Source organism: Paenibacillus sp. p3-SID1389 (assembly GCF_025151705.1).
GTDB lineage: Bacteria > Bacillota > Bacilli > Paenibacillales > Paenibacillaceae > Fontibacillus > Fontibacillus phoenicis.
This window is the reverse complement of the sequence record NZ_JALXVO010000008.1, coordinates 38,584-64,440: the sequence shown is the minus strand read 5'-3', so window position 1 is coordinate 64,440 and position 25,857 is coordinate 38,584. Positions and strand designations below refer to the sequence as shown.

Sequence of the window (25,857 nt, the reverse complement as noted above, 5' to 3'; positions counted from 1 at the left end):
ATTTTTGATGTAAATACTGAAATTTTTTTGAATTTCTAAAAACAGTTGACGTTCTTTCATCCGTTGTAAAGGTGGTGACAGATTTGTTTGATGCCAGGTTCGAATCAGCATGGGCTTCCGCCGTATCCCCCACGGATATTTACTTGTTCCGCGAGGGGACATTGTATCAAAGCTACCGCACGTTTGGCGCCCATCCCGTAACCGAAGGGGGAAGACGTGGAGTTCGCTTTACCGTTTGGGCCCCGAATGCATGCCAAGTCGCCGTTGTCGCCGACTGGAACGGTTGGAAGGGGACACGTGATGTACTATATAAGATACCCGATTCGGGAATTTGGACTCGTTTTTTTCCGGATGTTCCGGTTGGAAGTTTTTACAAGTATGCTTTGACCGGGCCGGATGGGGAGACCCGCTTGAAGGCAGATCCATATGCTTTTTATGCAGAAGTGCGGCCAAAAACAGCTTCCATCATCACTGAATTGGACAACTACGTTTGGGGAGATGAGAAGTGGATCCAGAACCGCAGCGCACCTTACGCACGGCCAATCAACATTTATGAGCTTCACTTCGGGACCTGGCGGCAACGGCCCGACGGTTCTTTTTACACATACCGAGAGATGGCGGATTTGTTAATCCCCTACGTGAAAGAGATGGGCTACACCCATATCGAAATCATGCCTCTATGTGAGCATCCGTATGATTTATCATGGGGATATCAAGCGACGGGTTATTTTGCCCCTACCAGCCGGTATGGGGAGCCGCAGGACTTAATGTATTTCGTGGATTGCTGTCATCAGGCCGGGATTGGTGTGTTGCTCGACTGGGTGCCGGGCCATTTTACGAAGGATGATCACGGGCTGCGTCTTTTTGACGGAACGCCCCTGTTCGAGTACGCCGATCCGGCCAAAGCGGAGAAACCGGGATGGGGGACGCTCAGCTTTGATTTCAGTAAACCCGAGGTACGTTCTTTTTTGATCTCCAGCGCGATATATTGGCTTGAAAAGTATCATTTCGACGGGCTGAGAGTCGACGCCGTGACCAGCATGATTCGTTACGATTTCGAGAAACCGTCCTGGGCGGCAGCGCGTAACGAAAAGGGCGGCAGCGAAAATCTGGAGGCGATAGAATTCCTGCGGCAGCTCAATACTGCGGTGTTCCGCTACTTCCCGCATGCTTTGATGATGGCGGAAGAGTCCAGCGCATGGCCGTTAGTGACCGCCCCTGCGCATCAGGGTGGACTTGGCTTTAATTACAAGTGGAATATGGGGTGGATGAACGATACGTTGGATTATTTTGAAACTCCGTTCAGCGAAAGACCTCACCGTCATCACTTGCTTACGTTCCCGATTTGGTACGCCTATTCGGAGAATTTTACGCTGCCGCTCTCCCATGACGAGGTCGTGCACGGCAAAAAATCGCTGCTTGACAAAATGCCTGGCAGCTACGAGCAAAAATTCGCCGGACTTCGCCTGTTACTTGGGTATCAGCTGACAACTCCAGGGAAAAAACTGTTATTTATGGGCGGAGAATTTGGCCAATTTATCGAGTGGCGTGATCAAGGGGAGCTGGATTGGTTCCTGCTTGATTACGAGTCACATCGGCAGATTCATGGGTATTGCCAGGCGCTAAATCGCTTTTATCTGCAAGAGCCGGCGCTGTGGGAGCAGGATCATGCGCCTGAGGGGTTTCAGTGGATGATCCCGGACGATGACAAACAAAGTGTGATTGCGTATGTGCGAAAAGGAAAGCAGCCGCAGGAGCTGTTGCTGGTGCTGCTGAATTTTCTGCCTGAGGAGCGAAGGGAGTATCGTGTTGGCGTTCCATTGCCTGGACGGTACGATCTTGTATTTAACAGTGATGATGTTCATTTCGGCGGGTTCGGGCACCAGCAGCCCAAGCTGCATTTGAGCGAAAAAACGGCTTGGAACGGTAGGCCCCAAAGCCTGACCGTTACGCTTCCTCCGCTGAGCATGACGGTGTGGAAGCGTCAAGCGCCAAGAAGGAGGGCGAAACGATGAAGATTTTGTTTGCTGCGGCCGAAGTCGCGCCGTTTATTAAGACCGGAGGCCTGGCTGACGTGATTGGGGCACTGCCCAAGGCGTTGATCGAAGCCGGCCATGATGTACGGGTGATCATGCCAAGATATCGCGAGCTGCCGCAAGTTTACCGTGAACGTCTGCATCATCTCGGCACCGGCATGGTGCCAGTCGGATGGCGGAACAAGTACGGCGGAATATCCCGGCTGGATTGGGAAGGGATCCCCGTGTATATGATCGATAACGAGGACTATTTTGACAGAGTAGGGATCTATGGCCATTGGGATGACGGCGAGCGGTTTGCGTTTTTGGATCGGGCGGTGCTGGAGCTGCTTCCCCTTACCGGGTTTATGCCAGACATTATCCATTGCCATGATTGGCATACGGCGATGCTCCCGCTGCTGCTGCGGGAGCATTACCGCGATCGGCCCGATTACCGGAACATTTGGACCGTTTATACGATACATAACCTGTTATATCAGGGGATTTTTCCGAAAGAGATTCTGGGAGATCTGTTGGGGCTCCCTTGGGACTACTTCACGCCGGAAGGGGTAGAGTATTACGATCAAGTCAGCTTTATGAAAGCCGGTTTGATCTACGCCGATCATGTAACGACGGTCAGCCCAACTTATGCTGAGGAGATCAAGACCGAGCATTACGGTTATGGGCTGGACGGTCTGCTTCGCTCAATCAGCGGCCGGTTGTCGGGAATCGTGAACGGAATTGACACCCGGGCTTACGATCCGGAGACCGATCTGGAGCTCTTTGCCCGTTATGGACGCAACCTAGAGCAGAAGCGGGCTAATAAACCAGTGCTTCAGCGGGAGCTCGGGCTGCCGGAGACACCAAATACACCGCTGATCTCGATGGTTACCCGTCTAGTTGAACCAAAGGGGCTGGATTTGGTGATTCGGGTAATGGATGAATGGCTTAGTACGGATGACGTGCAGTTTGTGCTTCTAGGCACAGGGGACCGAGCTTATGAAGATTGGTTCCGGGAAGCGGCATGGCGTCACCCCGGGAAGCTGTCGGTCCAAATCAAGTTCAGCGACGCGTTATCCCGGCGCATCTATGCCGGCAGCGATATCTTCCTGATGCCTTCGCGGTTTGAGCCATGCGGCATCAGCCAGCTTCTGGCGCTGCGGTACGGCACGATCCCCGTCGTACGAGAAACCGGCGGCTTAAACGATACAGTGCGCTCCTACAACGAATTTACGGGGGAGGGCAACGGCTTCACCTTCCGCAACTATAACGCGCACGATATGTTGTATACGCTCCGCCGGGCGGTGTCCTTCTACCGCCAGCCCGAGCATTGGCACCGGATTACAGCAAATGCGTTCGCCGGCGATTACGGTTGGGATGCATCGGCAAGACAATACCTCCACATATACGAAAGCCTGAAGAAATAGCGGACGATCGTTCGTCCGCTTTTTTCTTCGTTATTTTTGAATGTGCCGGTACAGAATTCGGAAGCCATAGGGATCCAGGGAAATGCTCATTACCCCGTTCGTCGGCACCACCGCTTCCTCGGTGAGGGCATCTCGCCAATCGCTCGTTTGCATCGGATGGGTGAGGGTGACTGGCTTCGGGGTATTGTTCATCCACACGGTAAAATGCATTTTCTCATCCATTCGTTCGTATACGATGCACGGATCCCCCGGTTCCGCATGCAAAAATCGAAAATGACCGTGACGAAGCGCCGGGTGCTGCTTGCGCAACCTGATCATCAGCTTGTAGAAATCGTAAAGCTCACGGTCCTGTTTGCTGCGATCCCACTCCATGCATTTTCGGCAATCGGGATCCCCGTCGCCGGTAAGTCCGATCTCGTCGCCGTAAAACAAACAAGGCGTCCCGATATACGTAAACAGAAACACCACGCAGAGCTTGAGCTTGCGCTTGTCGCCGCCGACGCGGGTCAGCAGGCGCGGGGTATCATGACTTCCCAGCATGTTGAAGATCACTTCATTCGTTTGATGCGGATATCGCATGATCAGCGCACCCATCTCATCGGAGAAGGCAGCCCCGTCTACACCGCCGTTAAAAAACTCCAGCACTTTATCCGCAAAGGGATAATTCATCACCGAATCAAATTGATCGCCCAGCAGCCAGTTTAGTGAGTCACTCCATACCTCTCCGATCAAATAGGCTTCCGGGTTTGCCTGTTTCACCACCTGCCGGAACTCCCGCCAGAACGAATGATCGATTTCATTAGCGACGTCAAGCCGCCAGCCGTCCAATTTGATTTCCTTAATCCAATATTCGGCGACTTCCAGCAAATACTTCTTAAGTTCCGGGTTCGCTGTATTAAATTTAGGCATGTTGGGGAAGAACCCAAACGTATCATAAGTCGGAATCCCGTTCTCTACTCTGGCAGGGAATTGGTTGACATGAAACCAACCGGCATAAGGGGAGGCTTCTCCATGTTTGAGGACGTCCTGGAACGGAGGGAAATGCTCCCCGCAATGATTAAAGACCGCGTCCAACACCACCCGGATCCCTCGGTTATGACAATGCTCAACCAACTCCCGCAGCAAGTCGTTGTTCCCAAAGTGAGGGTCAACCTGCTTATAATCGACGGTGTCGTATTTATGGTTGGACGGAGCCAAAAATAGAGGCGTGAGATAAATCGCCGTGATACCCAGGTCCGTCAAATCGTCCAGGTGGTCAATGATTCCCTGCAAATCGCCGCCGAAGTAATTTTCACGGGTCGGCTTGCCTCCCCAGGCTTCGACCGGCTTGGGGTCATTGGAAGGGTCTCCATTGGCGAACCGCTCCGGCATAATCTGATAAAAGACCGCTTGCTTCGCCCATTCCGGCACCCGGACTACTTCGTTTTCATGGATATACGGGAATTCAAAGCATTCCCCCGGCGGTTGAGGGGACTCCGATTGAATCCCCGTGTCCAGCAGGTAAACCGTTTCCGTTCCCGCCGTAAGCTTAAAGGCATAGGAAAGGCGCTTGAACTTGGGACGCACAGCGACCTCCCAATAGTCGAACATGCGGTCATGGGCCGTTTTTTCCATCGGCAGCTCCTGGTAGGTTCCCGTCCAATCGTATTTGTCCCCGGTCATCGCAACAACCTGTTCCACATCATCCCGTTTGGTCCGGATGCGAAGATGGATCGTGGTTGAATCATAGGCATACGCCCATTTATCCCGGGGCACATGGTAGAGCGCTTCAAGCAGCACGGATTGGCGCCTCCTCTCGTAAATTCGCTAGGGATGGTGATGATGTTCATTATTCCCCAAGGCAGCAAGGAGCATGAACCCAATGTGAAACATAATTCAGGATTGAATTGACCAAAGTATGATAAATAGGGATTTGCGAGGTTCAATAGGGCAGATCTGTGAAAACTTTTGTATATCATGAAAATTGTTTTGCATATATATGCATTCTGATTTATAATTAGCCCAGTAATCATCGAGTGTAATAAGTAAAGCAGAATAGGAGAGAAAAGCATGAAAAAATGGGGCATGTTATTCATAGCGGTCTTGATGGTAACCATGGTGCTGGCCGCTTGTGGTCAGGAAAAAAATAACAGCGGCAACGCGGCAAACAACGCCGGCCAAGCCGCGAACCAAAATGAGACTCAAGCGGGCGGAGACCAAACCGAACCGGCTAAGAAACTGATCGTAGGGATGAGTGCGGACTTCCCGCCGTATGAATTCCACATTAAGAACGACAAAGGCGAAGACGAAATCGTTGGTTTCGACGTAGAAATCGCTAAGGAAATCGCTAAGGATCTGGGCGCTGAGCTGGAGATTAAAGACTTGAAATTCGATACGTTGCTGAACGAGCTGTCGAGCGGACGTGTGGATCTCGTCATTTCTGGACTCAGCCCAACTCCAGAACGTGCTGAACAAATCGACATGTCGCAAATTTACTACAAAGCGGAGCAAGCTGTGGTGACTCGTGAAGCGGACAAAGACAAGTTCAGCACAATGGAATCGCTGGAGGGCGCGAAAATCGGCGTTCAACAAGGTTCCATTCAAGAAGAAATGGCGAAGGAAATTCCGAATGCCAAACTGACCTCGCTGGCTAAAATCAATGACATCATTATGCAGTTGAACTCCAACCGTGTAGATGCTGCTATTTTGGAAGGTCCTGTCGCAGAATCGTTCGTTAAGAACGTTAAAGGCCTGGTCATCACCGATGCCAAGCCGGTAACTGAGGATGAAGGCTACGTGATTGGCATTAAGAAAGGCAACCAAGAGCTGTTGGATCAAGTGAATAAGACGCTCGATCGCTTGATTAGCGCAGGCAGCATCGATCAATTCGTTGCCGAAGCTAGCGAACTGGCCGAAAAATAATCACGATATCCATCCACAGAAAATAGCGAAGCTTTCGCTATTTTCTGTTTTTTTGCTTAAGGGTTTAAGGTAAAGGAGGAGGAAGGAAGGCGTTATGGACTTAATTTCAATGTTTATGGAATACCGCAGTTACTTCTTGGCCGGTGTTCAGTATACCCTACTCTTGGCAGCGATCAGCGTGATATGCGGCTTCTTTCTTGGTTTGTTGATCGCACTATTGCGCATGTCGCCATGGGGGATCTTACGGTTTCTGGGGCATGTGTGGGTTGAATTTCTGCGTGGCACCCCAATGATGGTACAGCTGTTGATTATTCACTACGGGTTCGCATTTATGTTTGATATTAATTTCACCCCGATTCAGTCAGGTGCGATTACATTGTCCATTAACAGTTCGGCTTATTTGGCGGAAATTTTCCGTGCCGGCATTCAAGGTGTCGATCGGGGACAAGGGGAAGCGGCCCGTTCCTTGGGGATGACCAAAGGGATGGCTATGCGCCATATCATCATTCCGCAGGCGATCAAATCGGTGCTTCCCGCGATTGGCAACGAGTTTATTACGATCATTAAAGAATCGTCGATCGTATCGATCATCGGTACGGCCGAGCTGATTTATCAAGCACAGTCCGTCGTGACGATTACGTACGATGGGATGACGCCTTATTTGATCATCGCCATTATGTACTTTATTCTGACATTCACGCTGTCTCGGATTTTGGGCGTGTTCGAAAGGAAGTTGAAGACCAGTGATCACCGTTAAAGGTTTGCATAAAAAATTCGGCCAACTCCATATTTTGCGCGGGATCGATCTGGAAATCTCCAAAGGCGAAGTTGTCGTCGTCATCGGTCCTAGCGGGTCGGGGAAAAGTACGTTTCTCCGCTGCCTGAACCTGTTAGAGGTTCCGACCGAAGGGGAGATCACCTTTGAAGGCGCTTCGATCACCGCCAAGGGACATGACATCAATAAAACCCGCGAGAAAATGGGGATGGTGTTCCAGCACTTTAATCTATTCCCGCACAAGACCGTGATCGACAACATTACGCTCGCGCCGATTCGCGTGAAGAAGCTCGATAAAGGCAAAGCGGAAGCGATCGCCATGGACCTGCTTCGCACGGTTGGACTGGAGGATAAGCGGGACGCCTATCCGGCGCAGCTCTCCGGCGGACAGAAGCAGCGGATTGCGATTGCCCGCGCATTGGCTATGGAGCCGCATGTGATGCTGTTTGATGAACCGACGTCGGCCCTGGACCCGGAAATGGTCGGAGAGGTGCTTGACGTTATGAAGAACCTGGCTGAACGGGGAATGACGATGGTTATCGTTACGCATGAGATGGGATTTGCCCGTGAGGTTGGCGACCGCATCCTGTTTATGGATCAAGGTGTCATTCTGGAGCAAGGTACGCCGCAAGAGGTGTTTGGGGCGCCGAAGCATCAGCGTACGCAGGATTTTTTAAGCAAAGTATTATAAATCTTAAGGACCGTCCGAGCTTCCATTCGGGCGGTTTTTTGTCCTCCGATGGATCGAACGTACGATCTAAATTTACACTCTTTTTACCTTTGAACACAAAAATGTAACCAGTCCAATCAAGCAATTCCGCCGTTTGGTGGGATTTACCTGACCTATTGGTTACAAAATTGTGATATATTAAGTAGGCCGAAACCTGAACTTGAGGTGCGGGGGACGAAAGATGAAAACAGGGGCTGCCTAGCTGACTGTTTTCTTGGGGTGAAGCGTATCGAAGCGATGCGCCGGGAATGATCCTTTTTCCCGAATCCGACAACTAACTCCGCAGGCGCAGTAAAAAGGAGGGCAATTCATTTGAATACTCGTATTTGGTCTAAAATTGCAGCAACGGCGCTGATCGCCGCAAGCCTTACGATTCCGATGCAGACGACTTCCGTCCATGCAGACGCGGTACATAAAGCCGTGGAAGGAGATACTTTTTATCTTCTTGCCAAAAAATATGGCGTAGATATGAATAAGCTCATGGCTGCCAACCCATCCATCAATCCGAAAAATATTTACGCTGGTTTAAAAATCACCATTCCGGGAGTTCAAACCCAAACGACGGGAGTTGCTTCCGCTGCTCCGGCGAAGAAGGAGAGCGCAGCTACGACAACTGCTTCCGCTTCCAAGCTCAAGGTCATGTCTACCGGGAACGTGGTTGAAGCATGGGGGAAAACCTTTACTTACTCGAAAACGATCAATGTGAAAGCATCGGCGTATTCGGCATCAGCTAGTGAGAATGGAAAATGGGGCGCGGTTGACTACTTCGGCAACCCGCTGAAGCTTGGTACCATCGCTGTTGATCCGAATGTCATTCCGATGGGCACAAAGGTGCTGGTGACCGGCCACAACCATGACGGTCTGCCGGATCAGGCTTTTGTAGCTACGGCCACCGATCAGGGGGGCGCAATCAAGGGTAACCGGATTGATATCTTTATTCCCGGCAGCGCAGCAAATGCGAAATCGTTTGGTTTCCAAGATGTGACGCTTTACGTATTAAATTAAACACCTTGTTTAAAAAAGTCGGTCAGAATGTATCCTGGCCGACTTTTTGTGCTTGCTGGCGAAGTGCCTGATTTTCAGAAGATTCCCAATACATCAGCGGTATTTGGTCGTATGCAGCAGCTCGGAAAGATCAACGAATTGATACCCCTGTGCCTGCAAGGCGTCGATGATCTTCGGCAAAGCCTGGATGGTGCCGGTTAAGTCGGAGCCAACGCCGCCGCCTGAGTGCTGAAGGATGATCGAGCCGGGCCCCGCCGTGCGCATCACGTTGGAGATCACTTTGTTCTTGTCGATCCCTTTCCAATCCTGTGAATCCACATTCCAATTGACGAGGGTGTAGCCGTTCTTTTTCGCCCATTGAACCTGTTCTTCCTTGATTTCTCCATAAGGCGGCCGAATCAGCTGGGGACGGTATCCAACGACGTTCTGGATAATTTTCTCCGTGCGTAAAATCTCGCTCTGGAACTGCTTAATGGAGCGGTTGCGGAAGTTCGGATGATTAAAGGAGTGATTGCCGATGAGATGGCCTTCGTGATGCATCCGCCGTAACAGGCCGGGAAACTTCTTAGCCCGTGCACCAACAACAAAGAAGGTGGCTTTGACCCCTTTCCGGTGAAGCACGTCCAAAATTTGCGGCGTAAACCGCGGATCCGGACCATCATCGAAGGTCAGTGCAATCTGCTTCACCTCCGGCCCCCGGAAGATGAAGGTTTCTGAATATTTGCGCCGCAGCTCACCAAGATCTGCCGGCTTGGCACCTGCGGGCACGAGTGCCGCCTTCTTGTCCGCCTGGTCCCCCTGAGATTCTGGCCCTCTGTTTTCGAGATCCAGTGCGGCGGCTTTGACGGGATAAAATTCCGTCCCGCCCACCATGATCAGAGAAGCGGTCATGCAGCAGACCAGAGCATTCTTAAGCTGAATAAGCAATTTGAAGTCCCCCTTCAACCCAAAACTGTACATGTTCTCTAGTATCCCCTAACTTTTTCAGATCATGATGGATTGTGAAAAATTGCGCTGATTTCCTCTCATGATTCGCTGTGAGAGATGTCACAGACGATCCCGCTAAAAAATTGCATCCTTTGATGAAGTGTAATCAAATGGGGTGGGGTGAACATATGGCAATCGTAGTGGCTAACGAGGAAATATCACCAGGGGTGTTCAAACTGTCCGTACAAGGGCGATTTACGGGAAAAATGGGGCAATTCTACATGTTGCGTGCAGGAGAACGCTATCCGTTACTGTCCCGACCGATCAGTATCTTTGATCTCGAAGAGGATCGGCTGGATTTCTTGATCCGGGTTGCGGGGGTAGGTACGACCCGGTTATCTGAACTGAAGCAAGGCGACCGATTGACCTTGGACGGGCCGTTTGGTAACGGGTTTCCGCCGCTGGAGGGAAGAACCGCCTTTGTAGGCGGTGGCATCGGCATCGCTCCGTTTTATTATGCGCTTAGGGAAGCACCGCAGGCAGACGTATATCTCGGTTACAGCCGCGAGCCTTATTTGGTAGAGGAGTTCCGTGCGATGTCCCGCGGCAACGTGACGGTGGATGTAGGCGGCTCGATTCTAGAGAAAGTGGATTTTCGGGCGTACGATACGGTAATTGCTTGCGGGCCTCATCCGATGTTGCATGCCGTCCAGCGCAAACAGGCGGAAAGCGGCGGCCAGGCCAAGGTATACGTCTCCTTGGAGAATCGGATGGCATGCGGAATCGGTGCTTGCCTTGTCTGCAGCGTGAAATGCAGAGACGTCCGGAAGAAGGCTTGCGCTGACGGGCCGGTATTTTTGGCGGAAGAGGTGATGTTTGTATGACGGATTTATCGTGTCGCCTCGCTGGAGTCTTTTTTAAAAATCCGATCGTGATGGCCTCTGGAACGTTTGGCTTTGGTCAGGAATATGGTGCGATTTATGATATCAATCAACTAGGCGGGTTGTCCGGAAAAGGGTTGACGCTGCATCCAAAGGCAGGGAACGAAGGCGTTCGCGTAGCTGAGACAGCGTCGGGGATGTTAAACAGCGTTGGATTGGAGAATCCGGGCATCTACGCCTTCCTGCGTGAGGAATGTCCGAGATGGGAGCAGCTGGATCTGGTACGGATCGTGAATTTGGGTGGGAATACGATTGAAGAGTACGTGGAAGGTGCGAGGCTGATCGATGAGGATGCGGCTTGGCGAAGACGGGAAGGCAGAACCGCTGTTGACATGATCGAGCTGAATATTTCCTGCCCGAACGTCAAAGCCGGGGGCATGGCGTACGGGATCAAAACGGAGATCGCCCGGCAGGTCGTTCGCGAGGTTCGGGCTGCGACGACGCTGCCGCTGATCGTCAAGCTGTCGCCCAACGCCGAGGATATCGTGGGCATGGCGGTGATGTGCCAGGAGGAACAAGCGGATGGCGTTTCGCTGATCAATACGTTTTCGGCGATGAAAATCGACATTACCAAGCGTAGGAGCGTGTTCGACAATCTGTATGCCGGTCTGTCCGGTCCGGCAATTAAGCCAATCGCTTTGCGGATGGTGCATCAAGTCTGTCAAGCCGTAACCCTGCCGGTAATGGGGATGGGCGGCATCAGCTGCGCAGAGGACGTCGTTGAGTTTATTATGGCCGGCGCTGCCGTCGTTCAGGTGGGGACGCATAACTTCGTTCATCTTCGAGCGGGAGAGCAACTGGTCGCTGACCTTACGGCCTGGATGGAGGCTGAAGGGGTTCAAACCTTGGACGAAATTCGCGGAATCCTATAAAATAAAGGGCATACTGTTGTGGAAGGAGCTGCGGAAATTGTCATTTGAGGATATTAAGCTGGAAGCGATCCCGGTTGGCCGCGATTTACTGCTGCTGATAACCGGTGGCGTATCACATATCGGAGCGGCGTCCACCGCTTATCAAGCAGGGGGAGACATTGAAGTATTGACCTCCGCCGTACCGGGACATAAAGAACACACCTTAACCGAGGAATATGCCCGTCGCGCATCGGAGGCACTCGGCCGAACCGTCACTGTGGTCATGGGGATTCATTACGACAATTTAAGCAAAGAAGAAATTATGGAGATTGCAAAGAAAACCTCCGAGATGCTGGATCAATATTTACAGGAGCAGCAAGGGAATGGAGTTGACCGGCAATGAAGTCAGCGGACCAGGCGAAGTTTCGTCGCAAAGCGTTGCCGGTACCTGAAGCCCAGGCAATCGTTCTGCCCTACGCTAAGGAGACAGAATCGGAGACCGTTCCGCTGCCGGAAGCGCTAGGTCGAATCTTGGCGGAGCGGGTAACTGCACCGCATGCATACCCGCATTTTCGCCGTTCAGGGATGGATGGGTTCGCCATTCTGAGCCGAGATACGGTGGGCTGTCATTCCGAACATCCGGTCTTCTTGGAAGTCGTAGACGAGATTCCTGCCGGCTCCGTTCCAACCGTGAAATTGAAGCCAGGGCAAGCAGCCCGGATCATGACCGGGGCGAAAGTTCCCGATGAAGCGGACGCTGTGGTGATGTTTGAGATGACCGAGTCCATTATCCGGGAGGGTAAGCCTTATATCCAATTGATTCGTGAAATTGAGTCGGGGAAGAACATCACGCCAGTTGGCCTCGAATTGTCGGAGGGAGACGTGATCCTCGAGCCTGGCCGCAGGCTGTCAGCCGGTGAACTCTCCGTGCTGGCGACGTTTGGCATTCACCGCGTTCCGGTGAAGAAACGGCCGCGAGTTGCCGTCTTCTCCACAGGCTCAGAGCTGCTGCGGATCGATGAACCGCTCCAGGACGGACGTATCCGTAACAGCAATACCTATATGCTGTACAGTCAAATCTTCGAAGCGGGCGGCGAACCGATCCTGTTGGAGGCGATCGAGGACGACTTGACCCAAGCCAAAGCGCAGGTGGAAGCAGCCATCGCCAATTACGATCTGGTTGTAACCACAGGTGGAGTGTCTGTGGGCAACTACGATATCATGGCCGACCTGTTGTCGAGCGACAGCGTTGAGATGTTGTTTAACAAAGTCACGATGCGGCCAGGCAGCGTCACGTCTGCGGCAGTGAAGGACGGCAAGCTGTTGTTCGCGTTGTCCGGCAATCCCGGGGCTTGCTTTGTTGGCTTCGAGCTGTTTGTCCGCCCGGCAATCGGCCGGATGATGGGGGTTCCGAAGCCGTTCTTGCCTGAGTTAACAGCCGAACTGGCCCGTCCTTACAGAAAAATCAACAATTTTACCCGGTTCGTACGCGGCCGGTTGGAGGTTCGGAAAGGCAAGCTTTACGCGATTCCGGCGGAGCTGGATGAATCGGGCGTGATGATCACCATCAAGGATAGCGATGCATTAATCGTGATTCCTCCTTCTAACACGGGGATGCAAGCGGGCGAACAGGTGACGGTACTGAAGCTGCCAGGCAGCGATTTCTGATGCGGTTTGTTGATAGGCAGGACGAGGGAGGAAACGGGCGTGGTACCGGTAGTACAGATCGTCGGTTATAAAAACAGCGGGAAAACAACGCTCATTACCCGGCTGGTGAAGATATTTAATGGCATGAATCTTCGCGTGGCCGTTATCAAACATGACCTGCACGGATTTGAAGCCGATCGAGAGGGGACCGATTCGTTTCGCTTTCGAGAGGCGGGAGCGGCGGCGGCTGCGATTACTTCGCCATGGCGAACGGCCGTTTTTGAGGAGCAGGAAACATCGCTTGCGAAGCTGATTGAGCATTTTACTGAATATGATTTGATCTTGGTTGAAGGCTTCAAACATGAAACGTATCCGAAAATGGTCCTGCTGCGCTCCGCAGAGGACGAGCCGTTGATCCAGGAACTGCAGCAAGTCATCGCCATTGTCCAGAAGGAGGCGGACTTCCCCGCCAACGAGTCGGGGCCACGCCGGTTTCAACGGGATGAGGTCGAGCATATGGCGGAGTACATACGACAAAACTGGATGTAGGCTAATGCAAAGAGGACTTCCTGCCGTTGAGACGGGAAGTCCTCTTGTTGTATGCAACCTGCTAACCGCTGACCCGGCGCTCAATCGCTTCGGACATCGTCTTGTCCGTAAGATGCGCATACACCTCGGTCGTTTCGGTTGAGGCGTGACCGAGCTGCTCTTTGGTCTTGTAAATATCGTTCTGCAAATAATAGTCGGTGGCGAAGGAATGCCGTAGCTTATGAACCGTCAGGTACGGCTTGCCGAAACGTTTGGCGTACTTGATGATCATCGCTTGGATCGCGCGTTTGGTCATCCGTTTTCCTTCTTTTTGTCCGTTGGGTATGGCCACAAACAGGGCCTTCTCCCGCTTGGGCGTACGGTATCGCGCCTGCCGAAGCGTCAGATAGGCGGCCAAATCGTCCCTGCACTGCTCTCGGAAGTACACCGGCGTTTTGAACGACTCGTCGTTGTTGCCTTTCCGATAAACATAAATCAGCTTATTCGCCAGGTCCAAATCATCGATATTCAGGTTGACGACCTCGGAGACGCGTAATCCGGAATTCAGAATCAAGCTGGCGATGCAGGCATCGCGCTCCTTGTTCAGCTCATACGCATAAAGCGCCTGTTTATTGTCTGCAATATCCCGGCCATATCCTTCGGCGATGTAGGCGATAAATTCGGTTAACTCGTCTTCTTCCAAAATTTTGCCCTTGAGTTTAGCCGCTGTATCCTTCGGTTTATGGATCCGTTTGATTTCCACCTTCGCCATAATGTTTCGTTTTAACAGCGGGTAAAAGTTCTCGTCCTCGGCAATTTGGCTGAGATAGTGGAACAACGAGCGCAAGGAGGACATTTTTCGCGAGACCGTAATTTTGGAGTTGGTGCTTTCGGTTCGTGTGGTTAAGTGAAGCCGATACCCCACAATGCTCTCCATATGCAGAGTCTCCAGATCGTGGAGTGTGACTTGGGCGTTCGTCTGCGCTGCAGTTAAGCCTTCCGCCCGCAGCCAGCTGAAGAACTGTTCGTAATCCCGTACATACTCTAAAAGTGTAGAAGGGGAGAGATCCGGCAGCTTATAATCGATAAACTGCTGCACGAACCAGGGCATATGTACAACCTTCTCATCCAGTTTCTTGCGGTCGATCGCTTTTTGAATTTGCATGGGAGTACCTCCTGAATGGCTGATTATCGATGAGAGCCACGAACGTAGAAAATATAATCTGGTTCCCCGTGCGTTTGCGGTACCTCGCGGATCTCCACGTCTCCGAACGCCTCCCTGAGCCGACGCGCGAAATCCGGAGAAGGAGTAGCGCTCCAGAAGGAGAGGCAGCCGCCGGGCCGCAACCGGCGTTGCAGCGCCGCCAGACCGGCTTCATCGTATAACGAAGCATTGTCGTCAAACACTTTCCAGTCCGGTCCGTTATCGATGTCGAGACAGATTAGATCAAAGGTCTCTGCCGTCTCACGAATCCAGGCGACAAGATCCGCATGAATCAACCGCGTTCTCGCATGCGCTAAGGCATGATCGTTCACATGCGCCAAAACGGTCCGGTTCCATTCAATGACCTTGGCTTCAATCTCCACGACGGTCGCTTCCTTTACGCGGGGATCGAGAAGTGCTTCCTGCAGAGAAAAGCCAACCCCTAAGCCTCCGATCAGAACCTTCTCGGGGGAGGGGACCCGTTCCAGTGCGCGGCGGACCAGCAAGCGTTCAGACTCGCCGTTATACGTCGCCATCAGAAAGGTGCCGTTGCTGATGATTTCGAACTCCTCGCCGCGCCGTTGTAGTTGGATTTCCCCACGGGGTGTTTCGGCGCGTTCGATGATTTCAACAGGCAAATCGATATGATTCATCAGAGTAACCTCCTGTAAGTTGACGAAAGAAAAATTATGTAAACTAACCGACATGCTATTTCGATTTCAATTTCAGCAGGGCGTGATTAAATTTCTGCAGTAAGGCGGCAAACGCTTCCGTGTCTTCCTTCGGCCAATGCTTTGACACCTACCGCGCCATGGGCATTGATCCGATGCAGCAGCAGGTATGCGGTACGGTCTAAATTCCCGTTTTTTCGGGAAGCAGTTACAGTGGTCATCCGCCGATAAAGGACGGCCATCTCCAGCTCAATCGTTTCTAGCGATTTGTCATCCATAATTACGAATACCTCACAGCCAAATAGGATAAGTTTATCGTATCATAGAATGAGAGGAAATTAAATGAATGCGGGCTTTCACAAGGAGAAAGCGTTTTTACGCATTCCAAGCAATTGACAACAATTTATATAGTTGCATGAGGGGGATAACCATGCAAGCGCATGAGATCATGATCAAACACGTGTACAAAGTCAAAGAGACCGATACGGTACGTTCTGTGATTGAAAGATTCATGGAATACCGGATCAGTGGACTTCCGGTGGTGAATGAACGCAATGAGATCGTGTCCTATATCAGTGACGGCGATATTATGCGTTACATCGGTAAACATCGCGACGTTGTGGTGGATTCGATTTATTACGTTGCTGTGTTTAAAGGGGACCAGGAGGACTTTGAACAGCGTATACGGCGCCTGCTTGACCTCAACGTCATGGAAATCGGGAAGAAGAAAGTATACACCGTGTCGTGGGATGAGGAAATTGAGAACATTGCGGCGATCTTAGGGAAGAAGCAGATTAAGAAACTCCCGGTCGAACGCAACGGGGTGCTGGTCGGAATTATCAGCCGGGGAGATGTGATCAGGCATTCCTTTAAATCATTTTTATAACTCGGGAAAGGAGTCTTTATGTCCCTATCGCGGCAGTCATCGCCGCCGGGGCGGTGCTGGGGAACAACAATAGCATGTAAAGCATGTCGATGAAGTGAAGGCAGGCCATTGATCCATCGATAGAATGCAGCGAAGAAGTGTGGAGTAGAGGCATAAAAGCAAACATTTAACCAAGTGAATTATAATGATTAATAGGATAAAATAAACATAAAAACGTCCGGTACTGCAGATTCGCATTCCGGACGTTTTTTTGCGCATCTTGGGAGTGATTACAGATCAAGTTTGGCGATTTCCGCTTTTAACTTATTCGCTGAAGCATGGAACCGAGTCAGCTCCTCATTGTCCAGCTTCAAATCCAGCACTTCGCGGACGCCAGAGCGGTCAACGATACTCGGTACGCCAAGATAAACATCAGAGACGCCGTTATAATCCGTCAGCAACGTCGAGACGTTCAGAACGGAGCCTTCGTTTTGCAAGATCGAGACGATGATGCGGTCCAACGCCAGCGCGATCGCGTAGTAAGTAGCTCCTTTGGCGTTGATGATCTCGTATGCAGCGTTTTTCGTATTGTTGAAGATCTCTTCACGGTCCTCATCAGAGAACTCCAAGCCGATGCCGGCGACGTTTGCCAAGCTCCAAAGTGGAACCTCGGAATCCCCGTGTTCGCCGATGATATGAGCATGAATGCTACGCGGGTTAATTTTCTTGTTCTGTCCAATTAGGTAACGGAAACGTGCGCTGTCAAGCAGGGTACCGGAACCGATAACGCGATTGGACGGGAATCCGCTTTTCTTCAATGTAACGTAGGACAGGATATCGACCGGGTTCGTTGCTACGAGAATGATGCCGTGATTATTGTATTTCACGATATTTTGAATGATACTGTCGAAGATGACGGCATTCCGTTTGAGCAAATCGATCCGGGTCTCGCCGGGACGTTGAGAAGCGCCTGCCGCGATCACAATGACGTCAGCATCAGCGCAATCGCTGTAATCTCCAGCCCACAGCTTCACACCTCCCGTGAAGGGAAGACCATGGTTCATGTCAAGGGCTTCGCCCAGCGCCTTCTCCTTATTGACGTCAATCAAGACCAGCTCGGACACCCGTTCTCTTAAGAGCAGCGTATAAGCGGTAGTCGCACCAACCGCCCCTGTGCCGATGATTACAACCCGGCTGGAACTCATCTTGTTTTTCATTTTTTTCATCTCCTTGTCGTGTTCTCCATGCTTTAGCTTGCACCGTTGGTTGGGTTCTTAACCTTAAGTGATACAAGCACTCTTGGGCGCTTCGCTGCGTTTAAGAATGAAGCGCGTATGTATTGGGTTACACCCATTGTACCTGAAGAAAGTTCTGAATTTAAAGTAAAATCTGGAATGTTCGTATTTTAAATAATAATGAATAGGCAAACGGGGATCTATCAGCACGATAACCGTCTTCTTAGGGAGGCGGTTTATTTTTATCCTCTTTGAAATAATTAAAACATAATATATGTTATGTTAACAAAATGTCGCTTTTTAAAAGTTGTTATCACTTTGTAACCAGCGATTAACGATTCTGTAAGGACGAAACTCTCGCTTTATATTATTCTATTAAATAGAAAAAGAGAGAGAGGAATCCGGTGAATGAGATGTCGCCTTACGGTAAACGAAGTGAAAAGCATGGAGAGCGTAACACACAATCCAAAATAATTCGGCGTACGAGATGGATCATCACAGCTGCGCTCGTGCTGACGGCATCTTCCCTGGCATTGACTGCGGTGGCAGTCGCCCCACTGATCAACAAATCCCTTCCGCACAAGTCGTCAACCCGGGTGGTTATCCCGGCAAAATTGGCATCCGCAGGGGAAACGGAGAAGGGGCAGAGCGTTAATCTTGCAAATTCACAGCAAACGACGGAGCCTACCGTTACACCGGCGGATTCAAACAGTACCCCGGCAGAATCAAGTAACACCCAGGCGGAGCCGAAGGGGACTCCGAGCAAGGAAGATGGTGCTTCCCAGACAGCTGAATCCGACCCGGCACCTGCTACACCTGCCGCACAACCTGCGGTCGAAACGAAATCCCCAGCGCAGCAGGATAAAAAAACGAAATCGACTGTGAAGCCAAAAGTAATTTATCTGACCTTTGATGACGGACCTAGCAAATATACGGAGCAGTTGCTTGATATTTTGGAGCATTATCAGATACATGGCACTTTCTTTATGATTGGGAATCAGCTCAGCAAAAATGAGAAAATCGTGAATCAGGCTTTGCAGGAAGGTCATTACATAGGTCTGCACAGTATGACGCACAACAAGAAGATTTTATATGACGGCAAAGGATCGGCTCACTTCATCGAAGAATTTACGAAGGAACAGAAGCTGATGGAGAAGCTTACCGGCACTTCCCCGACCTTGATTCGTGCGCCGTACGGCAGCAAACCGGAAATCGGTGAGAAGTTCCGCGGTGATATTGCGAAAGCGGGATTTAAGATGTGGGACTGGACGGTGGACTCCATGGACTGGAAATACCCGAACAGCCCGAGCACAATCCTTAAAGAAGTAAAGCGTCAAACGCACCGGGATACTGAGGTGATTCTGTTGCATGAGAAAGCGCAGACGGTAAAGATTTTGCCTCAAATTATCGAATATTTGCAAAGCAAAGGATACGCCTTTGCCGTTTATAAACCCAATCAGCATTTCACGGTGAATTTTGGGAACGATCCCCGTTTATAACGGCGAGAAAAACATCTATGTTATAATGATTCATATCTAACTGCAGAAAGCGAGGTGGTTCAGGTTGAGCCTGTGGCTTAAGATTGCCGGAACCGCCCTGGGTATGGTGCTGCTTCTGACGGCTTGCAATTCCGAGCCGCCTCCGGCTGCCACTCCGGTACTAGACGAGCCTTCTGAGGATGGACAAACGATCACAGTGATTAATCCTGCAGCTTCCGAGAACCAGGGAAATCCTGCCGCCGCTCCGGCGGAGAACACGAATAACCGCTACCAGATTCAAACCCGTCTCACCGATTTTCAATTGCTCAGTGAAACGACGGGACTAGCGTGGGGGATTACGCGTAACGAGCTGCGGCTTTATATTACAGCAGACAACGGCAAAACGTGGACGAATATCTCACCTGCCGCCTCCGTACCGTTTGCTACCACGCCGGAGTATGCCAAGGATATCTTTTTTCTAGATCCGAATCATGGCTTTATCGTACGAAATTCTGCCGGTTCCGGAGATACGATTGTCCTGCGTACAACCGACGGCGGAACCACTTGGAAGGTAACTTCATTCCCTGGAGAAGGGGAAGTGAAGGCCATGGTATTTGCCGATCCGGATCATGGATGGTTGCTCTCCGAGGTTAACATGCGGGAGAATGGAGCACGGTCTTTATATGAGACGGATGACGGAGCCCAAACCTTTGAAGTTCTGCTTGGGGGGACGGATCCGATGCGTCTCCTGTCAGAGGACAGCCCTTCATTGATACCTGGCACGCAAACATCGATGGCCTTTACGAGCCCGCTGCACGGTTTTGTAACCGAAATCAATCAAGGACTTCCAACGTTATATACGACCCAAAACGGCGGGTTAACCTGGACTCAAAATCTTCATTTCTTTAATCCGAACAAGTATAAAACCTGCGACAGCTTTACGGTTGGGCCTGTGTCCTTCTTCTCCGGCAGCGTGAAAGAGGGCTGGATTCCTGTCGGCTGCACCCGGGGGGATTCCACCAAATTCAACGGTTACTTTACGGAAGATGCCGGCAGCACTTGGACGTTAGCGCCGTTTCAGTTGTCCTGGCAAACCGGTCTAAACGAGAAGCTGGCTCCGACTTTCTTAACGCCTAACGAAGGTTGGACGATTTTGGATTCAACGGTCTATCATACGTTAAACCAAGGCGCGAGCTGGGAGCCGTTGCCGGAAAACAAAAAATTGGTCGAAACGCTGGAGGACTACCCTGAAATTGTGAAGCTTCAGTTCTTTAATTCCCGAGTGGGGTGGCTGTTAGTTGCCCAAGAGAATCAGAAGCGTTCGCTCCTGATGCAAACGAAGGATGGGGGACGAACCTGGCAGGTGCTATAAACGGATAATAAAAGCAAGCATGGCGTGGGATCCATGCTTCTTTTGTGTAGAAACGGGCAGAATGATAATGTTCATTATATTGTGAAAATTATCACGTACTATTCTCGGACTTTGTGATATATTTAACTTGTAAGGAAGATCAATCACAGGCAAGCCAAAATCGGAGCGAACGCTCCCATAATGATAGGAGTGGAGCCTTATGAAAACTGTTCAAGAAGAATTTGTAACCCGCAATTACCTGCAGTTCTGCTACACCTGTGAAGATGCACATCTGTGCACGACAGAAGAAGCTTGCAAAGCTTGTTGGGCAGAGAAAGGACTTGACGAGGCGTTCGAAATGGAAGCCGATGGCGCTGAAGAGACCCGTCAACTGTTGTTTGAGTACTATGCTTAATATAGATCGTTCTTGCTTCACACCATAGTAACCTCCATTCGTAACCACGAATCGGAGGTTTTTCTTTTTCTCTAAGATATCTTGGACAAGAGTGGCATATTTTCCGGACACGATGAATAACAAGTTTTTTTCAGGTCCGCATATACTTAGGGGGAAAGGAGAGAACAGCGGTACGGAGCAACCTCTCGAAGGAGGGATAAGCGATGCAGTCGTGGACGGAAATGTTTGGGGTAGTGGAAACGGCGCTGCCAATCTTGTTTGTTGTCATCCTCGGAATCCTGGCTGCGACAGCAGCAGGAGGGCTTCTTCGCGCGATCGGAAACCACCGGCAGCCTGTACTTAGCGTCCATTCCGTAATCGTCGGAAAACGGACCGAAGTCAGCCACCGCCATGACACCGACACCTCGGTGAACCGTTCTGACACGAAGTATTATATGACCTTCGAGGTCGAAAGCGGTGACCGTTTGGAGTTTGCCGTGTCGGGAGTGGAATACGGGCAATGTGCGGAAGGAGACGAAGGCAAGCTGACATTCCAGGGCCGTCGTTATCATGGGTTCGAGCGGTCTGTTCGCACCTATCGGACTGAGCTGCAGGAATACCGAAAATTTCATAGCTCCGGGTAAGCGAGAAAATCGATAGACCCACGATAATCACAGGAAAGGCAGGCAGAGTAAGGTTGATAAAGGCTGGACAGCACAAAAACAGAAGCGTCTCAATTCGTCGGACGATCCCGACTCTTGTGTACGCTTCTGTTTTTTGTTTGGATTAAATGGATAAGGCCTTGGTTTCCGCTTGTTCCAGGATCATCTGAGCAACAGCCCGGCCGCTGGAGAAAGCGCGTTCAGCTAACTCACCTTTCCCTTGACAGCCGTCGCCGCAGAAGAAGAACGGAACACCTGCCAAACGGTTGGGCAGCAGTTGATTGGTGTAAATATTTTTGACGCTGGCGACCATCGCTTTCTTCGACACGCGTTTGACCTCAACAAACTCGCGCCAATTCGGATAGTACGTATCAAACAGGGCTTCCATCTGCTGGGTTTTCTGTTCCAGGTATTGCTTCTTCTGCTCCTCATCAGGGAAGTCGTCGTTCAAGTAGGCGATGCCTTGCAATAACTGACCATGAACGGGAGCCACCGTAAAATCCGTGGCAGAGACATCGCTGATAAAGATCTTATGATCGATGTCGCTGATATAGTGGAACGGACGGGCAACGACTTTGGAAAAGCCCACATCATAAACCAGCACTTCGGTCGAGGTGTTGTTCTTGTACGGTTCCAGTGCATTTGCCCAAGGCGTTTCCTCCAGCAGTTTGGTCACCTGTTGTACTGGCATGGCGAAGATCACTTGATCGTACACAAGCTGCTGTCTTGTTTTCGTGTTCAACACGAATTTCCCGTCTTCCATCGTAATCGATTCGACCGGCTCCTTAACCGTGATCTCCCAGGACTCATTGTCTTGGATTTTATGGATCAATTGGTCGGTAATTGTCGCCCAACTGCCAAGAATGTAGCTGACCGGCCGGCTGGAGAGGAAGAGGTTATGGTAATATTCAGAGATGACCGAACCCGGCACCTTGCGCGCTTCCTCCGGTGTAATGAAGAAGTTGGAACAAACCAGATGCTCCCACAGTTCTTTCACGTCTGCCGATGCGTGTGAATGCTCCAAATATTCGCCAAGCGTGCGATACTGCTTCAAATGATGGATGTTACCGATCACGGCCGCGATTTCGGCGACAAACCGGACTTTCTCCATAGGAGTCAACACATTCGTCTTCATAATGTTCATGAAATCGAGCGGGGCAGGGGTTAACCGTCCGTGCTTTGCGTACATCACTTTACGCTTATCGACCTGCTTGCTCTGGAATTTCAAATGCAGCTCTTCTTCCATAGCATGGAGCGTATGTCTGTCGATGCCGTATACTGCGTGTGCTCCATAGTTCAGAGTAAATCCCGATTTCTCATAGGTGAAAGCACGTCCGCCGAGCTGGGGGCTCCGTTCAAACACGGTACCAGACGTATTGCCGTTGTCCGACAGGTATGCAGCAGCCGTAAGCCCGGCCAGGCCGCCGCCAATAATCGCGATTTTCATGAGGTAACCTCCTAAAAGGTAAAATGAAGCAACCGTTTTATAAACAAACAAGCAAAACCGTATAAAAAAACATTATTTATCTACAGTATATGCTATTCATGTAAGCGCGTCCATAGAAACAGACACGAAATGTTCGATATTGTAATCGCATTCACGTAAAAACCTTGCATTCACGACTTGACACCGAATTTTTACCAGATGCTAGCACCAAAATAGGCAGATGCACATAAAATATACCGTTCAGCAAAGAGGGAGGAGGAGCCAACTTGGCCGTCATTAAAGCAAACTCCGAAGACGTGAGGCTGCTGGCGCGCCTGATGCGCGCGGAAGCGGAAGGAGAAGGCGAACAGGGCATGTTAATGGTCGGCAATGTCGGCGTAAACCGAATCCTGGCGAATTGCCTGGATTTTCGGGATATTCGTGACATGAATCGGATGGTGTTTCAGAGACCCGGCGGGTTCGAAGCCACGGTGAGGGGATATTTCTACCAACGCGCACGCGACCGGGATATCCGCTTGGCGCAGCGCGCGATCAACGGGGAACGCATTTGGCCGGCAACCAATGCGTTATGGTTTTTCCGGCCGACAGAAGATTGTCCTGCCACCTGGTACAACCAACAAAATACCGGCCGCTTTAAGGCGCATTGCTTCTTTGCTCCATCCGCGGAAGATTGCCCAGCCGTCTATTAACTCTGTCATTTGCTTGATTAATCATAAGGAGGAATGGATTAGATGTTTACTCAACAATTCCGGCAAGCCGCATATCCCGCAGGCCATAGTACTTATCCGATGATGCCGATAGGAGGAGGATATCCACAAACAACCGGAACCGGCATGCCGCCGCAAGTAGCCAGCGGGAGCCCGATTACGCCCAGTGGAACGGTGATGCCGTTGCCGCAGCAGGCTTTTGAGCAATCTTACATTGAAAATATTTTTCGTCTGAATTTAGGCAAAGTCGGCACGTTCTACATGACCTACGAGAACAACAGCGAATGGAACGCGAAAGTCTTTAAAGGCGTACTGGAAGCCGCCGGACGCGATCATATCATTATCAGCGATCCGGTTACTGGCGTGCGGACCGTGATGCTGATGGTCAATTTCGACTACGCTACGTTCGACGAGCCGCTGATATATCAATACCCTGGCGTGATTGGTTCCCCGCCGCCAACTCGTTAAATTCATTCAGGTTCCCTTGCACTTCCAAGGGGGCCTTTTTGTTTATTTTTCCAGCCTGCCACGCCTGTTCGCTAGGAATACCGCAGCGTTTGACTGTGTAGTGTATAATAATATAATTAAGATGAATTTATATATGGCATGTAACTGTTTGGAAATAAAGGAGATGAATCCCTTGGGAAATTAAAGCTGTCGTTCTTATATGGAATGCAATGGAATACTGATGATTTTAATCCACGAAGGAGGTGCACCTATTCGCCGCCGGATCGGCGGGAATAGGAAACGTATTGAGTGACCCTTTACCGAGTCTTTATTCCGTAGGATTCATGGTGTTATTGGTGTTGCTTAACGGACTTTTTGTGTCGGCTGAATTTGCCATTGTGAAGGTGAAGAGCTCCCGCATCGAGGCGTTAGCCGAGGAGGGGCGAAGGAACGCGATAATCGCGAAAGAGCTGTTAAGCAAGCTGGACGGTTATTTGTCAGCCTGCCAGGTTGGGATAACCCTCAGTTCGCTTGGGCTCGGCTGGCTCGGCGAACCCGTTGTTGCCCGAATTCTAGGGCCGATGTTCGAAATGATGGGCTTTGGCGAAAGGCCGGGATTTATTATTTCGTTAGCCGTTTCGTTTCTCCTGATCGCCATCTTGCATATCGTGCTGGGAGAGCTGGCCCCCAAGACGATCGCTGTCCGTAAAGCCGAGACCATCACGTTATGGCTCGCTTGGCCGATGCGCATCTTTTACCGGCTAATGTACCCGTTCATCTGGCTGTTAAACGGGCTCTCCGCCGGTCTCTTGCGACTGTTTCGCATTGCGCCAGTAACGGAGCAGGACTCGCTTCACACGGAAGAAGAAATCCGTGTCATGATGAAGGAGAGCAGCGAAAGCGGTTTGATCGACAGCACGGAAATGTCGCTGGTGGACAATATTTTTGAGTTTGCCGATACAACCGCTCGGGAGATTATGATCCCCCGAACTGAAATGATCTGTTTGTATACTCAGCATTCGCTGGAAGAGAACCTGGAAATCGCCTTGGAAGGCACAAGAACGCGTTATCCTGTTTGCAATCATGATAAAGATCATATTATCGGATTTATTCATATTAAGGATTTGATCCGCTCCCAAAACCGGAATTTCCGTGACTTAATTCGTCCGATTATGGCCGTCCCGGAATCGATCCCGATCAGTGATTTGATGAAGCGCATGCAGCGGGGACGAACGCAAATCGCGATCTTGATCGATGAATACGGCGGGACCTCTGGAATGGTTACGTTGGAGGACATCGTCGAGGAGATTGTCGGCGAGATTCAGGATGAGTTCGATGAGGAACGTCCTGGGATCGAGCAGATGGACACGAATGTGTATTCGATCGACGGGCTTATGCTGATCGAGTCCATCAATGACCGATTTGGCCTGGAGCTGGATTCCGACGATTATGACACCATTGGCGGTTGGTTATATTCACGGATCGATATCCTGCCTCCGCAGGTCGGGCAAACCGTAGAATACGGCGGAATCACGTACGTGGTGGAGGAAACCGACAACAAACGCATCTCTCGCGTCAAGCTCATTCGCCAGCAGCTCTTGCCGTTGGAAGAAGCGGGCGCTTAAAAATAAAACCGGATGACTCTCATT

The 25,857-nt window shown here is 50.8% G+C and carries 26 protein-coding genes and 1 riboswitch; of the genes, 19 read left to right on the top strand and 7 right to left on the bottom strand.

Annotated elements, in window-relative coordinates; all coding sequences use genetic code 11:
• The first annotated feature begins 83 nt into the window (after window positions 1-83).
• Window positions 84-2,015, top strand: coding sequence for a 1,4-alpha-glucan branching protein GlgB (gene glgB, locus M3G15_RS05340; protein ID WP_260070294.1), 1,932 nt, complete (start codon window positions 84-86; stop codon window positions 2,013-2,015).
• Window positions 2,012-3,442: a glycogen synthase GlgA gene (gene glgA, locus M3G15_RS05335; protein ID WP_260070293.1), complete on the top strand. Its 1,431-nt coding sequence runs from the start codon at window positions 2,012-2,014 to the stop codon at window positions 3,440-3,442. The genes glgB and glgA overlap by 4 nt, the downstream gene beginning before the upstream one ends.
• A gap of 30 nt (window positions 3,443-3,472) precedes the next feature.
• Here glgA and M3G15_RS05330 read toward each other — a convergent pair whose 3' ends face one another.
• The gene (locus M3G15_RS05330) at window positions 3,473-5,221 is read right to left on the bottom strand and encodes an alpha-glycosidase (RefSeq protein WP_260070292.1); all 1,749 of its coding nucleotides are present in this window, start codon (window positions 5,219-5,221) and stop codon (window positions 3,473-3,475) included.
• 270 nt (window positions 5,222-5,491) lie between these two features.
• Here M3G15_RS05330 and M3G15_RS05325 point away from each other — a divergent pair, with 270 nt between their 5' ends.
• The 4 genes from M3G15_RS05325 to M3G15_RS05310 all read left to right on the top strand — a co-directional run bounded on the left by M3G15_RS05325 (window position 5,492) and on the right by M3G15_RS05310 (window position 8,853).
• A complete protein-coding gene (locus tag M3G15_RS05325) occupies window positions 5,492-6,343 on the top strand; it encodes a transporter substrate-binding domain-containing protein (protein WP_009226159.1) in 852 nt (283 codons plus the stop codon).
• A 94-nt stretch (window positions 6,344-6,437) separates the two neighbouring features.
• Window positions 6,438-7,100 carry an amino acid ABC transporter permease gene (locus tag M3G15_RS05320; protein WP_009226158.1) on the top strand — a complete coding sequence of 221 codons (663 nt, stop codon included), beginning with the start codon at window positions 6,438-6,440 and terminating at the stop codon, window positions 7,098-7,100.
• The gene (locus tag M3G15_RS05315; protein WP_009226157.1) at window positions 7,087-7,809 is read left to right on the top strand and encodes an amino acid ABC transporter ATP-binding protein; all 723 of its coding nucleotides are present in this window, start codon (window positions 7,087-7,089) and stop codon (window positions 7,807-7,809) included. The genes M3G15_RS05320 and M3G15_RS05315 overlap by 14 nt, the downstream gene beginning before the upstream one ends.
• A 174-nt stretch (window positions 7,810-7,983) precedes the next feature.
• A riboswitch (cyclic di-AMP (ydaO/yuaA leader) is annotated at window positions 7,984-8,152 on the top strand.
• 8 nt (window positions 8,153-8,160) lie between these two features.
• Entirely contained in the window at window positions 8,161-8,853 is a 693-nt protein-coding gene (locus M3G15_RS05310) for a 3D domain-containing protein (RefSeq protein WP_009226156.1), read from the top strand.
• A 93-nt stretch (window positions 8,854-8,946) separates the two neighbouring features.
• Here M3G15_RS05310 and M3G15_RS05305 read toward each other — a convergent pair whose 3' ends face one another.
• Window positions 8,947-9,780, bottom strand: coding sequence for a polysaccharide deacetylase family protein (locus M3G15_RS05305; RefSeq protein WP_232282338.1), 834 nt, complete (start codon window positions 9,778-9,780; stop codon window positions 8,947-8,949).
• Window positions 9,781-9,968: 188 nt separating this feature from the next.
• Here M3G15_RS05305 and M3G15_RS05300 point away from each other — a divergent pair, with 188 nt between their 5' ends.
• The 5 genes from M3G15_RS05300 to mobB are packed head-to-tail and all read left to right on the top strand — an operon-like array spanning window position 9,969 to window position 13,768.
• Window positions 9,969-10,664 carry a dihydroorotate dehydrogenase electron transfer subunit gene (locus M3G15_RS05300; protein WP_260070291.1) on the top strand — a complete coding sequence of 232 codons (696 nt, stop codon included), beginning with the start codon at window positions 9,969-9,971 and terminating at the stop codon, window positions 10,662-10,664.
• Entirely contained in the window at window positions 10,661-11,593 is a 933-nt protein-coding gene (locus M3G15_RS05295; RefSeq protein WP_009226153.1) for a dihydroorotate dehydrogenase, read from the top strand. Before M3G15_RS05300 ends, M3G15_RS05295 begins: the two co-directional genes overlap by 4 nt.
• A 37-nt stretch (window positions 11,594-11,630) precedes the next feature.
• Entirely contained in the window at window positions 11,631-11,975 is a 345-nt protein-coding gene (gene lpdD, locus M3G15_RS05290; RefSeq protein ID WP_009226152.1) for a prenylated flavin chaperone LpdD, read from the top strand.
• Entirely contained in the window at window positions 11,972-13,240 is a 1,269-nt protein-coding gene (locus M3G15_RS05285; RefSeq protein ID WP_260070290.1) for a molybdopterin molybdotransferase MoeA, read from the top strand. Before lpdD ends, M3G15_RS05285 begins: the two co-directional genes overlap by 4 nt.
• A gap of 39 nt (window positions 13,241-13,279) precedes the next feature.
• Window positions 13,280-13,768, top strand: a complete 489-nt coding sequence (gene mobB, locus M3G15_RS05280; RefSeq protein WP_260070289.1) for a molybdopterin-guanine dinucleotide biosynthesis protein B — start codon at window positions 13,280-13,282, stop codon at window positions 13,766-13,768.
• 61 nt (window positions 13,769-13,829) lie between these two features.
• Here the strand turns inward: mobB and xerS are convergent, their stop codons facing one another.
• From xerS to M3G15_RS05265, 3 genes are all read right to left on the bottom strand, one after another.
• Window positions 13,830-14,912: a tyrosine recombinase XerS gene (gene xerS / locus M3G15_RS05275; RefSeq protein WP_009226149.1), complete on the bottom strand. Its 1,083-nt coding sequence runs from the start codon at window positions 14,910-14,912 to the stop codon at window positions 13,830-13,832.
• A gap of 23 nt (window positions 14,913-14,935) precedes the next feature.
• Window positions 14,936-15,604, bottom strand: coding sequence for a spermine/spermidine synthase domain-containing protein (locus tag M3G15_RS05270; protein WP_036646029.1), 669 nt, complete (start codon window positions 15,602-15,604; stop codon window positions 14,936-14,938).
• Window positions 15,605-15,690: 86 nt separating this feature from the next.
• A complete protein-coding gene (locus M3G15_RS05265; RefSeq protein ID WP_260070288.1) occupies window positions 15,691-15,900 on the bottom strand; it encodes a hypothetical protein in 210 nt (69 codons plus the stop codon).
• 152 nt (window positions 15,901-16,052) lie between these two features.
• Between M3G15_RS05265 and M3G15_RS05260 the strand changes: the two genes are divergently transcribed.
• Entirely contained in the window at window positions 16,053-16,508 is a 456-nt protein-coding gene (locus M3G15_RS05260; protein WP_009226146.1) for a CBS domain-containing protein, read from the top strand.
• A 269-nt stretch (window positions 16,509-16,777) separates the two neighbouring features.
• Here M3G15_RS05260 and M3G15_RS05255 read toward each other — a convergent pair whose 3' ends face one another.
• On the bottom strand, window positions 16,778-17,704 hold the full coding sequence (locus M3G15_RS05255) for an L-lactate dehydrogenase (RefSeq protein ID WP_260070287.1): 927 nt from the start codon (window positions 17,702-17,704) through the stop codon (window positions 16,778-16,780).
• Window positions 17,705-18,135: 431 nt separating this feature from the next.
• Between M3G15_RS05255 and M3G15_RS05250 the strand changes: the two genes are divergently transcribed.
• The 4 genes from M3G15_RS05250 (at window position 18,136) to M3G15_RS05235 (ending at window position 21,589) form a co-directional block, all read left to right on the top strand.
• On the top strand, window positions 18,136-19,221 hold the full coding sequence (locus tag M3G15_RS05250) for a polysaccharide deacetylase family protein (protein ID WP_260070328.1): 1,086 nt from the start codon (window positions 18,136-18,138) through the stop codon (window positions 19,219-19,221).
• 64 nt (window positions 19,222-19,285) lie between these two features.
• Window positions 19,286-20,572: a WD40/YVTN/BNR-like repeat-containing protein gene (locus M3G15_RS05245; RefSeq protein WP_232282337.1), complete on the top strand. Its 1,287-nt coding sequence runs from the start codon at window positions 19,286-19,288 to the stop codon at window positions 20,570-20,572.
• Window positions 20,573-20,771: 199 nt separating this feature from the next.
• Window positions 20,772-20,966 (top strand): hypothetical protein, encoded by a 195-nt coding sequence (locus M3G15_RS05240; protein WP_009226142.1) that lies wholly within the window; start codon window positions 20,772-20,774, stop codon window positions 20,964-20,966.
• 203 nt (window positions 20,967-21,169) lie between these two features.
• Window positions 21,170-21,589 (top strand): DUF2500 domain-containing protein, encoded by a 420-nt coding sequence (locus tag M3G15_RS05235; RefSeq protein ID WP_009226141.1) that lies wholly within the window; start codon window positions 21,170-21,172, stop codon window positions 21,587-21,589.
• Window positions 21,590-21,731: 142 nt separating this feature from the next.
• Here M3G15_RS05235 and M3G15_RS05230 read toward each other — a convergent pair whose 3' ends face one another.
• Window positions 21,732-23,054 (bottom strand): phytoene desaturase family protein, encoded by a 1,323-nt coding sequence (locus M3G15_RS05230; protein ID WP_009226140.1) that lies wholly within the window; start codon window positions 23,052-23,054, stop codon window positions 21,732-21,734.
• Between the two features lie 266 nt (window positions 23,055-23,320).
• Between M3G15_RS05230 and M3G15_RS05225 the strand changes: the two genes are divergently transcribed.
• From M3G15_RS05225 to M3G15_RS05215, 3 genes are all read left to right on the top strand, one after another.
• Window positions 23,321-23,743 (top strand): cell wall hydrolase, encoded by a 423-nt coding sequence (locus tag M3G15_RS05225; protein WP_009226139.1) that lies wholly within the window; start codon window positions 23,321-23,323, stop codon window positions 23,741-23,743.
• A 42-nt stretch (window positions 23,744-23,785) separates the two neighbouring features.
• The gene (gene gerQ, locus M3G15_RS05220) at window positions 23,786-24,229 is read left to right on the top strand and encodes a spore coat protein GerQ (RefSeq protein ID WP_009226138.1); all 444 of its coding nucleotides are present in this window, start codon (window positions 23,786-23,788) and stop codon (window positions 24,227-24,229) included.
• A gap of 323 nt (window positions 24,230-24,552) precedes the next feature.
• On the top strand, window positions 24,553-25,833 hold the full coding sequence (locus M3G15_RS05215) for a hemolysin family protein (RefSeq protein ID WP_260070286.1): 1,281 nt from the start codon (window positions 24,553-24,555) through the stop codon (window positions 25,831-25,833).
• Window positions 25,834-25,857 lie beyond the last annotated feature (24 nt).